The organism is Actinomadura sp. NPDC049382, from assembly GCF_040677125.1.
GTDB classification, from domain to species: Bacteria; Actinomycetota; Actinomycetes; order Streptosporangiales; family Streptosporangiaceae; genus Spirillospora; species Spirillospora geliboluensis.
In genome coordinates, this window is record NZ_JBFARO010000057.1 from 21,016 (window position 1) to 35,514 (window position 14,499).

Sequence of the window (14,499 nt, forward strand, 5' to 3'; positions counted from 1 at the left end):
GCTCCCTTCGGTCTATGTCCGTCGGTAGGCCGCCCGGTATCCCGCGGTCACGGCGCGCCAGGTGCGCTCCGCCGCGACCCATTCCCGGGCCGACCGCCCGATTTTTCGTCTCAGCTCGGGAGCGTAAGCCAGGTCTTCCAGACAATTCGCCCATGCTTCCGGGTCTTCCGGAACTGTTAACGTCCCCGTCACGCCCGGTTCCACGGTTTCGCGAAGAGCCTTGACATCACTGGCTATTACGGGGATTCCCCCTGCCATCGCCTCGATCGGCTTCAGGGGCGTCACCAATTGGCACACCCGGTCCGCCCGGCGCGGAACCGCGAACACATCGAGGACGGCGTGGTATCGGCGAACGGACTCCATCGGCACGCGGCCGGTGAACACGGCGTGCACGCCGTGCCCGGCGGCGCGCCGCTCCAGCGCGCCGCGCTCCGGGCCGTCCCCGACCAGCAGCAGCGTGACGGGCGCCCCGCGGTCGCGCAGCAGCGCGGCGGCGTCGATGAGCGTGTCGATGCCCTCGTAGCCGTAGAACGAGGACGTGAGGCCGACGACCGTGGCGCCGTCCGGGATGCCGAGGCGCGCGCGCAGGTCGCCGGGGTCGGGCAGCGGCTCCAGGAACGCCTCGTCCACCCCGTTCGGCACCGTGAAGATCTTCTCCTCGGGGACGCCGCGGGACGCGATCTCCGCCCGCATCGCCTCGCCGAGCGTCACGACCGCGTCCGCCTCGGCCATCCGGCGCGTCTCCAGCTCGCGCGTCAGCCGGTAGAAGTCGTCGGTCTCGCGGTGCGCGGGGTCGCGGGAGAGCCAGGAGTCCTCCAGGAAGCCGCGCACCTCGTAGACGACCGGGATCCCGTGCCGGCGCCCCAGCTCCAGCGCCACGGCCGCGTTGAGGTGGTTGCTGACCGCGTGCAGGACGGCGGGGCGCAGCTCCTCGACCAGCCGTCCGGCCAGGTCGGCGCTCGTCGCGACGGCGTCCCGCGGGTCCGCGGGCGGGAGCCAGGGCAGCAGGCGGTGGTACGGGACGCCGTCGACGTCCACCCGCGCCCGCGCGTCGCCGACGCCCTGGTTGAGCGGGTAGCCGAGCCTGGTGACCACATGGGTGTCGAGGCCCGCCTCACGCTGGGCGAGCGCGATCCGGTGCGTCCGCACGGTGTAGCCGGCGTTCGTGCAGGGCAGCGCGTTCGTGACGAACTGGAGCACGCCGTCGCCGGGCCGGGGCTCGCCCCGCACCGGGCGCACCGGCTGCGCCAGCAGGGCGCGCAGGTCCGCGGTCTCGCGCCGGACGTCCCGGGGCTTCGGCACGGCCAGCGGCGAGCCCCGGAGCCGCGCGCCGAGCGGGGTCCGCGCGGCGAGCCGGACGGCCAGCCGCGGCGCCCGCGCGGGATCGTCCCGCAGCTGCCTCCAGGCCAGCCCGGCCAGGTAGACGGGTTTCTTCACCACGGGTTTCTTCACCACGAGGCCGGACGTTAGGCGGCTCCGATGAACAGAAGGGAAATTGTGTTGGCACCCATCGTGCACGTCCTCGGGGCGCGGCCCAACTTCGTCAAGGCGGCCCCGGTGATCTCCGCGCTCCGCGCCGCCGGTGCCGAGCAGGCGGTCGTCCACACCGGGCAGCACTACGACGCGCGGATGTCGGAGATCTTCTTCGACGAACTGGGGCTTCCGGAGCCGGACGTGAACCTCGGCGTCGGCTCCGGCGGGCACGCCGAGCAGACCGCCGCCCTCATGATCGGCCTGGAGGGGGAGTTCACGAGCCGTTCACCCGCGCTGGTCATCGTGTACGGCGACGTGAACTCCACCATCGCCGCCGCCCTCGTCGCGGCCAAGCTGCACATCCCGGTCGCCCACGTGGAGGCCGGGCTGCGCAGCTTCGACATGACCATGCCGGAGGAGGTCAACCGGCGGATCACCGACCAGCTCTCCGCGCTGTGCCTGGTCACGAGCCCCGAGGGCATCGGGCACCTGGCCGCCGAGGGCGTCCCGGTGTCCCGGACCCACCTGGTCGGCAACCCGATGATCGACACGCTGCTCGGGAACCTCGACTCCTTCGACACCGGCCGGGTGCGCGCCGAGCACGGCCTCCCGGACCGGTACGTCCTCGCGACCATGCACCGGCCCGCGAACGTGGACGCGCCGGAGACGGCCGCCGCGCTCGTCCGGCACCTGCACGGCGTCGCCGACCTCGCCGACCTGGTCATCCCCGTGCACCCGCGCGGCCGGGCGAACCTGCTGGCCGCCGGGCTGGACGACCACGCCGGCGTGCACCTCCTGGAGCCGCTCGGGTACATCGACTTCATCGCGGCGGTCCGGGGCGCGGCGGCGGTCGTCACGGACTCGGGCGGCCTCCAGGAGGAGACGACGATCCTCGAGGTGCCGTGCCTGACCGTCCGGCCGAACACCGAGCGGCCCATCACCATCACGCACGGCACGAACCGCCTCGTCACCTTCGAGGAACTGGTGCCCGCCGCGCGCAAGGCGCTGGAGTCGGGACCGCCGAAGCGCGACCGGACCCCGCCCCTGTGGGACGGCAAGGCCGGTCCCCGCATCGCCGAAGTGATCATGGAGTATCTGGGTGAGTGACGCCAAGGACGCGAAGGCGTACCAGCAGCTCGGACGGCTGAAGTCGACGCTGCGCGAGCGCGAGGCGCGGGTCGCGGAGCTGGAGCGGCGGATCGCCGCGCTGGAGGCGTCCACCGCCGTCCAGTTCGGGCGGCTCGTCGCCGGCGCCGCGCGCAACCCCAAGCGCGGCAAGCGGCTGCCCAAGGAGCTGTACCGGCTGTGGCGCAAACGGAACGCGCCCGTGGCGGCGGGATCCGGGCCGGGCCGCGGCGGCGTCCAGCCCGACCGCGTCGACCGGCCCGAGGACCGCCTCCTCGTCGCCAACCCCTGCGACGGACTGATCGTCGCGGGCGTGCTGAGCCCCGCCACGGCGGCGCTGCTCGCCGAGCACGCCAAGGTCATCCCGCTCTACCCGCACGACGCGGCGATCGCGCTCGGCTCCGCCGACGCGGACCTGCTCGTCGTGGACGCGGAGGCCGGCGAACCCGGCGGCCCCTGGGCGTACCTGGGCGTGCCCGGCATGTACGACCGGGACCTCGCGCTGCACGGGATCCGCGAGATCGCCGCCGCCCGCGGGCTCCCGCGCGTCCTGTGGGGGGCGGCGCCGCCCGCGACCCTCGCGGCGCTGCCCTGGGACGCGACCGCCACCGCCCCCGGCCGGCTCGCCGAGATCGCCGAGGACGCCGGCACCGCCCCGGCACCGGCCCGTTGAAAGGAACCACCGTGCGACCACGTGCCCTCGTCTACGGCGACGTCGACCTGAACATCATCGACGGATCGGCGATCTGGGCCCAGGGCATCGTCCAGGCACTCGCCCGCGCCGGCTGCGAGGTGACCCTGGTCCTCAAGGCGCCCGTGCGCACCGGGCGGCTCGTCGACCCGCTGCGCGGCCTGCCCGGCGTCACCGTCCGCAGCCCGCACGCCGAGGGGCTCGCCGACGCGCCGATGGCGCCGGGGCGGGCGGCGGAGGTCCTCGCCCGGGTCGACGAGGAGGCCCCGCACGACCTGGTCGTGGTCCGGGGCCGCCGGCTCGCCGGCACCCTCGCCGCCGGCCCGCTGGCCGGACGCCTCTGGACGTACCTCACCGACGTCCCGCAGTCGGCGGGCGAGTTCGACGCCGCCGCGAAGGCCGGCCTGCGCCGCATCGCGGACGCCTCCCGCGTCCTGCTCTGCCAGACCGAGGAGCTGCGCGGCTTCCTGGAGAGCGCCGTCCCCGCGACGGCGGGCAAGAGCGTCCTGTTCCCGCCGGTCGTCGTCCTCCCGGACGGCCTGGAGACCCGCGCCCCCGGCGCCCCCGAGGGGCCGCTCCGGCTCGTCTACACGGGCAAGTTCGCGCCGCGCTGGAACACCTACGAGATGACGTCGCTGCCGCGCCTGCTCGCCATGCGCGGCGTCCACGCCGAACTCCACATGGTCGGCGACAAGGTCCACGACGACCCCGCCGACCCCGGCTTCGCGCCCCGGATGCGGACCGCGCTGGAGACCGGCGAGGGCGTCGTCTGGCACGGCGGCCACCCCCGCGCCGAGGCGATGCGCCTCACCGCGGGCTGCGACGTCGGGCTGTCCTGGCGCGACGCGTCCATGGACGCGAGCCTGGAACTGTCCACGAAGGTGCTGGAATGCGGCACGCTCGGGGTGCCGGTCGTCCTGAACCGGACGCCCATGCACGAGCGGCTCCTCGGCACCGACTACCCGCTGTTCGCCGCCACCGAGGACGACGTCCTGGACGCCCTCACCCTCATCGGCAAGAACCCGGACGTCTACACCCTCGCCGCCGACCGCTGCCGCGCGGCCGCCACCGGGTTCACCCTCGACGCCGCCGCCGAACGGCTGCGCGGCCACCTCGCGCAGGCGTTCCCGGAGCCGTCCGAGAGCGTCCTGGCGGTGAAGGAGCGCCCGCTGCGGGTGGGCGTGGCGGGCCACGACCTGAAGTTCTTCACCCGCCTGCTCGACTACCTGCGCTCCCGCTCCGACATGGAGGTCCGCGTCGACCACTGGGCGGCGCTCAAGGCGCACGACGAGCAGCGCAGCCAGGACCTCGTCGACTGGGCGGACGTCATCATCTGCGAATGGTGCGGCCCCAACGCGCTGTGGTTCGCGGGCCGCAAGCGCCCCGACCAGCGCCTGGTCGTCCGCCTGCACCGCTTCGAGCTGTACGCGGCCTGGCCGAAGCAGCTCGACATCGACGCGGTCGACCAGGTCGTCTGCGTCAGCCCCCACTACAGCGACCTCACCCGCGAGATGACCGGCTGGCCGGCCGCGAAGGTCGTCACGGTCCCGAACTGGGTGGACGACGCCCAGCTCGACCGCGCCAAGCTCCCCGGCGCCGAGCACCACCTCGGGATGATCGGCATCGCCCCGTCCCGCAAGCGCCTGGACCTGGCGCTGGACGTCCTCGAGGAGCTCCGCCGCGACGACCCGCGCTTCACCCTCTTCGTCAAGTCCAAGCTCCCCTGGGAGTACTGGTGGATCTGGCAGAAGGAGGAGGAGCGGGACCACTACGAGAAGGCGTTCCGGCGCATCCGCCGGTCGCGGCTGCTCTCCGGCGGCGTCGTCTTCGACAGCTACGGCCGCGATGTGGCGTCCTGGCTGCGCCGCATCGGCTTCGTCCTGTCGACCAGCGACGACGAGAGCTTCCACCTGGCCCCGGCCGAGGGCATGGCGTCCGGTGCCGTCCCGGCGCTGCTGAACTGGCCCGGTGCCGACACGATCTACGACGCCCGCTGGATCCACGAGAGCCCGTCGGCGATGGCGGCGTCCATCGCGACGACCGTCTCCCTCGGCCGCTGGCAGCAGGACGCCGAGCTGGCGAGAGAGCAGGTCAAGGCGGCCTACGCCCTGCCCGAAGTCTGCCGCCAGTGGACGGACCTCCTGGCAGGGAGGCCAACGCCCTCCGGGAGGTGAGCTGCGCGCACCGGCACGGACGGCCGGCACCACCAGACGGACGTTCGGATCACCATGTCGTCCTTCACCCGCACGGCCATCGCCGGAGAATGGCAGCGATCGACCTTGGTGTCGTCGTAGGGTCGTGCCCTGCTCCGGTGTGAGCGCCGAGGACCGGACCGCAGCGACGAGGAGGACGACATGCCGGAATACGTCAGCGTCGGGGTCAAGGACGCGCAGAACCTGCCGCCGGGCAAGTGGGTCACGGTCAGGTGGGACTACGAGTACTCCGACTCGGGCCACCACCACCGCAACGAGGGCGGCCCGTCCGTGGTCGAGGGCCCGGCGCGGTACACGCTCAACGCCAACGTGCGGATCGAGGACGTCCCGCCGGGCACCCGGGTGCAGGCGCGCGCCGTCGAGCGCGCCGACTCGGACGGGAACGAGGAGAACGGGCCGATCGCCGAGTACGTCGCCGCCGACGGGAGCACCTACATCAACTACTCGCTGCCGGCGGACGCGGTGAGCTCGGGCCGGCGGGTCCGGTTCCAGGTCGTCCAGCACGGCACCGGCACCGGGCGGCTCGTCGGCGGGAACGCGAAGGCGCTCGCCTGGCGCGACTGAACGCCCCCCGCGGACCATCAGGAGGTGCCGCCCGCGGACGTCCCGCGTGGCGGCACCCCCGGTCGCGGGCTTCGCCGAGCGTGAGGCCCGCCACCGGAGATCCGCCCTTTCGCGATGGCGGAATGGTATCGCCGGAGTCACTTTTTCGTCGCGCTCCGTGCCCCCAACGGTCGCGACCGCCGCGAAATGCCGGTCAGCTTCCAGAGTGAGGTATTTTGCAGCGACCTGTCATTTATCGGGATCTTGACCATTAAGATCTTGGTCCGAGGCCCGGGGCCGGTGCGGCCCCGATGGCGGCGCGGCGGGTCGTTCGAAATCCAGCGGAAGGGGGCGGGACCATGGCGCATGCGGAGATCTCCGAGGTATGGCCCCGGGACGGCCGTATCGTGATCAAAGGCGAGGTCGTGTCCTCACCCGTGCCGGAGGGCGCGCGGTGGCGGCTGCGGCTCGCGTCCCGGACGCGCAAGAACGCCGCACGCCCCTCGCTGGGCCGGCGGGTGCTGAACAAGGCCCGCGCCATCGCGGGCGGGGCGCCGTCCCCCGCGGTGCTCACGATCCCGGCGGCGACCGACGGCAGCGGCTTCGAGGTGGAGATCCCCTTGGAGATGTTCGCGCCGCGCGACGCGCCGCCGAAGGAGCTGTGGGACCTGTACCTCGTCACGGTGGCCGACGAGCGGGACGTCACGCTCCGGCTGGGCCGCCACCTCGACGACATGCCCGGCAAGAAGCAGATCGTCACCTTCCCGCAGCAGACGGTCGAAGGTTCCGCGAAGGTCGCCGTCCGTCCCTACTACACCGACGGCGACCACCTGTCCATCCGGTGCGCACGCCGCGACCAGAGCCAGCGGTGAGGGACCCCTTGCATATCACCTACCTGCTCTACAACGCCCACGGGGTCGGCGGGACCGTCCGCACGATCTTCACCCAGGCCAACACGATGGTGGAGCGCGGCCATGAGGTCGACCTCGTCACCATGTGGCGTTCGAGCGACGACCTCCCGTTCCACCTCGATCCCCGGGTGCGGCTGAAGCCCCTCGTGGACGGGCGTCCCGGCGTCGACCACACGCCGCGGGACCCGGCCGCCGAGGACACCTCCTGGCACTCGCTGTTCCCGGAGAAGATGGCGGCGACGGCCGAGAGCCGCGCCCGTGTGAACGCCCTCATCGAGTACCTGCGGACCGTCGACGACGGCATCCTCGTCTGCACGCGCCCGACGATCACGCTGATCGCGAAGCACTTCAGCGACCCCGGGCTGGTCCGGGTCGTGCAGGAGCACGCGCACCTGTCCTGGCACAACAAGGAGTGGCGGGCCGCGATCGACTCCGCCTACCCCGACTTCGACGCCCTGGTCACCCTCACCGAGGCCGACCACGCCTCGTACTCGGAGGCGTTCCCGGGGATGGGCCGCATCGCGCGGATCCCGAACCCGCTGCACTCGCTGGACGTCCCGCAGTCCGACCTGAGCCGGAAGGTCGTGGTCTCGGCCGGCCGGCTGGACCGCGCCAAGGGCTTCGACCAGATGATCCGCGCGTTCGCGACCGTCGTCGAGCGGCACCCCGACTGGACGCTGCGGATCTTCGGCGGCGGCGCCGAGGAGGAGCGCCTCCGGAAGATGGTCCTGGACCTGCACCTCTACAACCACGTGTTCCTCATGGGCCCGACCACCCGGCTGGACGAGGAGCTCGCGAAGGCGTCGATCTTCGCGATGAGCTCGCGGTCGGAGGGCTTCGGGATGGTGCTGCTGGAGGCGCTGAACTGCGGCCTGCCCGCGGTGAGCTTCGACTGCCCGGTGGGGCCGCGCGAGATCCTGACGCACGGCCAGGACGGCCTGCTGGTGCCGACCGGCGACACCGACGCGCTGGCGGCGGAGCTGAGCCGCGTGATCGCGGACGCGGACCTGCGGAGCGACCTCGCCGCCGGGGCCCGCAAGACGGCCGCGCGGTACGGCCCCGACGTGATCGGCGACATGTGGGAGCGGCTCTTCGCCGATCTCACCGCCGCCAAGGGCTGACGCGGCGGCCGGACGGGCGTTCCTGCGCGCGCCCGTCCTTCATCAGGTGATTTACCCGGACTCCACTTGGGGGTCCGGGTCGGTGGCATAACGTGGTGCCGCAAGGCGATCCTGGCGGGGAGACGATGGGACAGCGTCCGAAATTGCCCGTGCTTTTGCGAGCCGCCGGACGGTCGTTGCTCGTCCATGGGCTCTTCCTGGTCGTGCTGGCCGGTGCGTTCGCGGTCCGCTGGGTCGCGATGAAGGGCTACCCGTCCCCCCTGTGGTTCGGTGACTCGGCGACCTATCTGCAGGGCGCGCTGGACCTGGAGCCCTCGGTCCTCCGGCCGAGCGGGTACTCGCTCTTCCTCTGGGCACTCGGCCCGTTCCACAGCTTCACGGTCCTGCTGTGGACGCAGCACCTGCTCGGCCTCCTCACCGGCGTGCTGGTCTACGTCCTGGTGTGGCGGGCCGTCCGTGCGGGAGCGCGGCGCTGGTGGTGGCCGGCGAGTCTCGTCGGCGCCGCGGTGAGCGTGCCGGTCCTGTACGACGCCTACCAGATCGAGCTGGAACACCTGCTGATGGCGGACGGGTTGTTCACGGTCGTCCTGTTCGCCGCCGTCGCCGTCGTCCTGTGGCGGGAGCGGATGAGCTGGTGGACCGGGGCGCTGGCGGGCCTGCTGGTCGCCTGCGGCGCGCTCGTCCGCTCCGTCGGGCTGCCGATGCTGCTGGTCGTGGTGTTCTGCATGCTGGTGCGGCGGGCCGGCTGGCGCGCCGTCACGGCGGCGGTGGCGGCGGCCGTGATCCCGGTCGTGGCCTACATGTCGTGGTTCCACTCCGCCCATGGCCAGTTCGCCATGACGAACACGAGCAACGTCTGGCTGTACGGCCGCACGGTCGACTTCGCCGACTGCACCGTCATGAAGCCGGACCCGGAGGTCGCCGCGTTCTGCCGCGACCACCTGCCGGAGCGCCGGGGCGCGGCCCCGGCCTTCAGGGCGCTGTGGGGGAACGACTCGCCCTTCCGCCAGTTCCCCGACGGGATCCGCGACCCCCGGGCCAACGAGCTGGCGGGCGAGTTCGCCAAGGAGGCCATCCGCGAGCAGCCCGGCGCCTACCTCGACACCGTCCTGCGGGACACGCTCCGCGCGTTCGAATGGGAGCGCCATCCCTACCCGACGCGCATCACGGCCGACGAGTACGAGTTCCCGGTGGGCGCGGTCCTCCGGGACTGGGACGCCATGGTCGCCTACCCCTACGGCGGCGACACGGCGCAGCCGCGCGTGGTGGACCCCTACGCCGAATGGATGCGCGACTACCAGGACCGCTTCTACGTCCGCGGCCCCATGCTCGGCGCGATGATGTTGATCGGGCTGATCGGGCTGCTGCTGCGGATCCGGCGGCTCGGCGGCGCCGTCCTGCTGCCCTGGGGCACGGGGCTCGCGCTGCTGGTGGTCCCGGCGGCGACGGCCGACTTCGACTACCGGTACGTGCTGCCCGCGATGCCCTTCGCCGCGCTCGCCGCCGGCCTGGCGTTCGCCCGCCGTCCGCCCGCCCCCGCCCCCGTCACGGCCCCGGAGACCGAGGACAAGTCCGAGGACAAGGCCGAGGACGCGGGTCCGGACGCGGCGAAGGACGCGGAGAAGGACGACGGGTCCGGGGCCGAGCCGAGCGACGGGGAAAAGGAAACGTCCCCCGGGAAGGGTTCCCAGGGGACGTCCTTGGATCCGGCGCCGTCCGGTCAGGCCTGCTGACCGGCGCTCACCTGCGCCCGCTCGGGAAATCGGGCCTCCTGCTCGGCGATGACGGCCTGCACATCGGCGAGCTTGCGGCCGTAGTCCCGGCTGGACAGCCAGAACTTGTAGATGATCACGAACTCGAAGAAGAGCATGCCGGCCGCGCTGACCGCCACCACGGGGATCACCGCGCCGGAGACGACCGCCGCGATGAGCGGCGCGACGATGAAGACGCCCATCTGGAACTCGATGCCGCTGATCAGGTGCGGCCGGATGCGCCCGCGCATCAGCACGTTGCGGATCCGGGCGTACCACGGGAACCGCTGGTTGAACCCCTGCTGCAGCGCGATGTTCGGGTTCTCCGCGACGACCTGGTCCTCCAGGTCGGCCTCGGAGGGCTCCAGGTCGGCCTGCGCCGAGCGGAGCCGGTCGTCGGCCGCGGCCGCCGCGGACGGCCCGCCCTCCGCCCGGGCGGCCTCGTCCAGCAGTTCCTGCGCCCTCTCCTGCGCGGTGCGCAGCGTCGCCCGCATCTGGTTGCGCACCTTGTAGATCTCAAGGGCGTCCATGTAGCGGAGCATGTCGAGGAAGACGACGGCGAGGCCGGTCCAGATGTAGGCGGTGTTCCCGGTGTTGTGGTACTGGCCCGCCATCAGCGTGATGGCGCAGGCGAGGACGCGGACGCGGTCGAAGATGTAGTCGAGCCAGGCGCCGAAGACCGAGCCGGTGCCCTTCAGGCGGGCGATCTTGCCGTCCATGCAGTCGAGCGTGAACGACAGGTGGTAGAGCAGGGCGCCGACGACGAGCCAGAGCGGGGTGGCAACGGCGAAACAGGCGCCGGCGGCCAGGCCGAGGATCAGAGCTCCGACGGTGAGCTGGTTGGGGGTGATGCGTGTCCGGTTGGCGGTGAACTTGACCAGCCGGGAGGCGAGGGGGTCGACCAGCAGGACCGTCCACCATGCGTCACGCGCTTTGTACGTCCGTTGCCGGACGTCGTCGAGCGTGAAGTCCGCCATTGAAGAGCCGTCCTTTCGTGATGGGAGATCCGGGCCCCGGCCGCGGGGTGGCAGACGCGGAACCGGCCGCTGACAAGGGACGATGACGCGCCCGGGCCCGCTCCCGAAGGGAGAATCTACTCCCCCCGGGAGCGGGCCCGGCGCGTCGTTGCCGACTTGTCACCGATGATCGTCAACCCAGCAGCCGGTCCGCGATCCGCGCGGCCGCCTGACCGACGTCCATCGCACAGTAGCGGTTCTGGAACGCCGTGTAGGCGCGAAGGTGGGTCGACGTGACGCCGTCGAGGTCGCGGAGCGCGTCGGCGACCTCGTCGACCTCGCGCAGCAGCGGGCCCGGCGCCTCCGCGGTGAGGTCGAAGTAGGTGCCCCGCAGCTCCTCCTGGTAGAACTCCAGGTCCGGGGTGAAGAACAGGATCGGCCGGCCGGTCGCGGCGAAGTCGAACATCACCGAGGAGTAGTCGGTGATCACCACGTCGGCGATCAGGTACAGCTCGGTGATGTCGGGGTGGCGGGTCACGTCGATGACGTCGCCGCCGATGCCGGCCGTCCGGTCGGCGACCATGTGGTGCTGGCGCACCAGGATCGTGTACTCGTCGCCGACCGCCGCGGTGAGGCGCGCGGTGTCCAGCACCAGCTCGGCCTGCCGCCCGCGGGTGAGCCAGATGTCCTCCCGCCAGGTCGGGACGTAGAGCGCGACCCGGCGCCCGTGCGGGACGCCGAGCTGCTCCCGCACCCGCCGCGCCCGCTCCTCCCGGTCGGGGGCGAACAGCAGGTCGTTGCGCGGGTAGCCGACCTCCAGGACGTCGCCCTCGTACCGGAACGCCTGCCGGAGCATGCCGGTGACGTGCGCGGACGGCGAGATGAGGTGGTCCCAGAGGGGGACGTCCTCCTCGTAGCGGCTGAGCTTGGTGGTGTTGCTCGCGATGCGGCCGTTCTTCACCAGGTCGTAGCCGATGTGCTTGTACGGCGTCCCGTGCCAGGTCTGGAGGTAGACCTGCCCGGGCCGCTTGGCGTAGCCCTGCATCTGCAGGCAGTTGTTCACGACGATGCGCGCCGCCGCGGACAGCTCGTAGTACTCGCGGGTGCCGCGCAGCACCGTCCGGGCGCCCTCGGGCACGTCGAACTGCCCCTCGGCGGTGAACCAGACGTACTCCAGCCCCGGCTCGCGCCGCTGCATCTCCTCGAAGACGGCCCGCGGGTTGCAGGAGTACTGGCGGCCGAAGTAGCTCTCGAACACCACCAGGTCGCGCAGCGGCGCGGTGTTGGCGGAGGAGTAGTAGTGCCGCTGCAGCCTGCGCTGCGCGTAGGGGCCGCGCTCGTCGTCGCTCAGCGCCGTCCGGATCCAGAGGTGGAGCAGGTCGCCGCGGTGGGACTGGAGCGACAGCTCGTGCACGCCCACGAACCGCGGCTCGGGCAGCGCCTTGCGCGTCGCCCGGTCGATGCCCATGTTGATCTCGCCGTGCTCGCCGGGGACGTACAGGTCCCACCGGCCGGTCGGCAGCGGGAACCCGCTCTCGCGCCGGGCGTTGAGCAGCGCGGTGAACGCCGGCCCGTCCCAGCTGAGCGGCACCTCGTGGACGTCGGACGTGCGGCGGCGGCGCATGATCAGCCGGTCCGGGCGGGTGCCCTCGTCGGCGCTGGTGCCGGTCACCCGGATCGTGGTGCCGTCCAGCCACTCGACCCGGGTGATCGTGGGCCGGGGGGCGCGCTCGACCAGCGTGAGGTTGCCGTAGTTGGTGGCGATGACGTCGTACTCGCGGCCGGCCACGTCGGCGCGCAGGTCGAGCAGGTCGGCCTCGACGGCCAGCCGCAGCCTGTCCTCGCCCTTGGCGGTGAGGGAGAAGTCCCACTCGATGCTGTCGGTGACGGCCGTGCCGCCGGCGGCCGCGCCCCCGGCGCCCAGCCCCTCGGCGAGGTCCCTGAGGTCGGCGACGGCGGTGAAGCCGAGGTGCCCGGCGGGGGCGTCCTTCGTCACGGTCATCGGCCACGACACGGTCGTGGTGCCCTGCCGGTACGCCGCGGTGATCTCGCCCTTGCGCACGTAGGCGGCGTCGGCCTGCCGGACCCGGCCGGACAGCAGCAGCCGCTCCCCGTCCACCTTGACGTCGGTCACCAGGGCGCGGACCGGCTGCACGCCGACGATCAGTTCCTTGGCCTGGGTGTACTTGGGTTTGATCAGCATCCCGGGCGCGACCTCGCGGTCCGGCGGCCACAGCCCCGCGCCGCGCGGCGTGGTGAGCCTGCCCCGGCGCTTGATGCCGTGGGTGGTCACCGTGACGAAGATGTGCCAGGTGCCCTCGTTGGACCCGAGCTGGGCGGGGTCGATCTCGACGGCGAAGCCGGACCAGTCGTGGCAGGCGGTGGCCTGGCCGCTCTGCGCGGTGACGTCGGGCCGCCGGATCCGCTCCGGCTTCGGCCGCAGGATCTTCGGGACGAGCACCATCCGCCGCTTGCGGAACTCCACCTCGATCGTGCTGTCGTCGGGGCCGGGGGCGTCCATCCGGTCGATGTAGGCGTGGCCCTCGATCCGCAGCCGGCCGTTGTGCCACATGATCTCGTCGACGCCGGTCTGCAGCTTGAGCTCGTCGGACAGCGCGTAGAGGTGGTCGGGGAAGCGCGGGTCGCCGAGGTAGGGGTAGTCGCCGTACCAGGTGTCGCCGCCGCCCTCGCGCTGGATCGCGCTGTGCCGCATCGGGTTGCTCTTGGCGAACGAGACGATGTCGATCAGCTCGTCCATCAGCCGCTCGCGGACGGCGTGGAACTTCAGCCGGTCGATGGCGGCGAGGTCGTTGAGGAGCTTCGGGTCGATCTCGTCGAGGAACTCGTTGACGAGCGCGAGGAACGACTCGCGGTAGGCGTCGTCGCCCTGGTCGACGACGTTGACGTAGATCCGGATGTCGTCGGCGAGCGCCGACCGGTCGTAGGCGTCCTTCAGGTCCGGCGCGTTCTTGGCCAGGAAGCTGGAGGCCGCGCGCACCGAGCGGATCCGGTCGGCGAGGTTGCCCGGCTCGGTGCGCCGCTGCGTGATCGAGCGGGTGCCGGTCTCGCGGATGCGCCAGTGGTAGACGACCTCGCGCAGGACGTCCACCTTCGAGGCGAGGACGTGCGCCGGGATCGTCACCGGGATGTCCTCGTACAGCCCGGCGGGGAACTTAAAGTCGTGCTTGTCCCAGAAGGCGCGGCGGAAGACCTTGTTCCAGGCGGTGCGGTCGCACAGCAGCTCGGGGAAGTTGCGGACGTGCGTGCCCTTGCGGTCGATCGGGAAGATGTCGTCGTGCATGGCCGACCGCTGCAGGCCGTTGATGCCGATCCGCCGCACGGCGCCGCAGGCGATGTCGGAGCCGGTCTCCTCCAGCGAGCCGACCATCAGGTCGAAGGCGTACCGGGGGATGATGTCGTCGCTGTCGATGAACGCGAGGTAGCGGCCCGAGGTGTGCGGCAGGCCCGCGTTGCGGGCGAGGCCGAGGCCCTGGTTCTCCTGGCGGACCAGCCGGAAGCGGGGGTCGCGGGTCTCGAACTCCTTGGCGATCGTCGCGCTCGCGTCGGTGGAGCCGTCATCGATCATGACGACCTCGAGGTCGCTCAGCGTCTGCTGGGCGACGGACTCCAGGCAGGCCTCCAGATAGGCCTCGACGTTGTAGAACGGGACGACGATGCTCAGCAGCGGTGACAACCGGTTCTCCCCAGGGGGACG

10 protein-coding genes are annotated in these 14,499 nt (G+C 72.1%); 7 read left to right on the forward strand and 3 right to left on the reverse strand.

From position 1 onward, the window contains the following. Nucleotides 1-12: 12 nt before the first annotated feature. A complete protein-coding gene (locus tag AB0K34_RS27895) occupies nucleotides 13-1,455 on the reverse strand; it encodes a glycosyltransferase family 4 protein (RefSeq protein WP_364551900.1) in 1,443 nt (480 codons plus the stop codon). A 54-nt stretch (nucleotides 1,456-1,509) separates the two neighbouring features. Between AB0K34_RS27895 and wecB the strand changes: the two genes are divergently transcribed. From wecB to AB0K34_RS27930, 7 genes are all read left to right on the forward strand, one after another. Then, the gene (gene wecB / locus AB0K34_RS27900) at nucleotides 1,510-2,580 is read left to right on the forward strand and encodes a UDP-N-acetylglucosamine 2-epimerase (non-hydrolyzing) (protein WP_364551942.1); all 1,071 of its coding nucleotides are present in this window, start codon (nucleotides 1,510-1,512) and stop codon (nucleotides 2,578-2,580) included. Further along, nucleotides 2,573-3,271 (forward strand): hypothetical protein, encoded by a 699-nt coding sequence (locus AB0K34_RS27905; RefSeq protein WP_240807929.1) that lies wholly within the window; start codon nucleotides 2,573-2,575, stop codon nucleotides 3,269-3,271. The genes wecB and AB0K34_RS27905 overlap by 8 nt, the downstream gene beginning before the upstream one ends. 11 nt (nucleotides 3,272-3,282) lie before the next feature. Further along, nucleotides 3,283-5,463: a glycosyltransferase family 1 protein gene (locus tag AB0K34_RS27910; RefSeq protein WP_364551903.1), complete on the forward strand. Its 2,181-nt coding sequence runs from the start codon at nucleotides 3,283-3,285 to the stop codon at nucleotides 5,461-5,463. A 180-nt stretch (nucleotides 5,464-5,643) separates the two neighbouring features. Then, on the forward strand, nucleotides 5,644-6,066 hold the full coding sequence (locus AB0K34_RS27915) for a hypothetical protein (RefSeq protein ID WP_138638158.1): 423 nt from the start codon (nucleotides 5,644-5,646) through the stop codon (nucleotides 6,064-6,066). A gap of 338 nt (nucleotides 6,067-6,404) precedes the next feature. Then, a complete protein-coding gene (locus tag AB0K34_RS27920) occupies nucleotides 6,405-6,917 on the forward strand; it encodes a hypothetical protein (protein WP_364551906.1) in 513 nt (170 codons plus the stop codon). An 8-nt stretch (nucleotides 6,918-6,925) separates the two neighbouring features. Next, the gene (locus AB0K34_RS27925; protein ID WP_364551909.1) at nucleotides 6,926-8,077 is read left to right on the forward strand and encodes a glycosyltransferase family 4 protein; all 1,152 of its coding nucleotides are present in this window, start codon (nucleotides 6,926-6,928) and stop codon (nucleotides 8,075-8,077) included. A 143-nt stretch (nucleotides 8,078-8,220) separates the two neighbouring features. After that, on the forward strand, nucleotides 8,221-9,810 hold the full coding sequence (locus tag AB0K34_RS27930; protein ID WP_364551911.1) for a hypothetical protein: 1,590 nt from the start codon (nucleotides 8,221-8,223) through the stop codon (nucleotides 9,808-9,810). Here AB0K34_RS27930 and AB0K34_RS27935 read toward each other — a convergent pair. Beyond that, nucleotides 9,798-10,805, reverse strand: a complete 1,008-nt coding sequence (locus AB0K34_RS27935; protein WP_364551914.1) for a CDP-alcohol phosphatidyltransferase family protein — start codon at nucleotides 10,803-10,805, stop codon at nucleotides 9,798-9,800. The two genes, AB0K34_RS27930 and AB0K34_RS27935, sit on opposite strands and share 13 nt — an antisense overlap. 172 nt (nucleotides 10,806-10,977) lie before the next feature. Then, entirely contained in the window at nucleotides 10,978-14,478 is a 3,501-nt protein-coding gene (locus tag AB0K34_RS27940; protein ID WP_364551917.1) for a CDP-glycerol glycerophosphotransferase family protein, read from the reverse strand. Nucleotides 14,479-14,499: the final 21 nt, after the last annotated feature.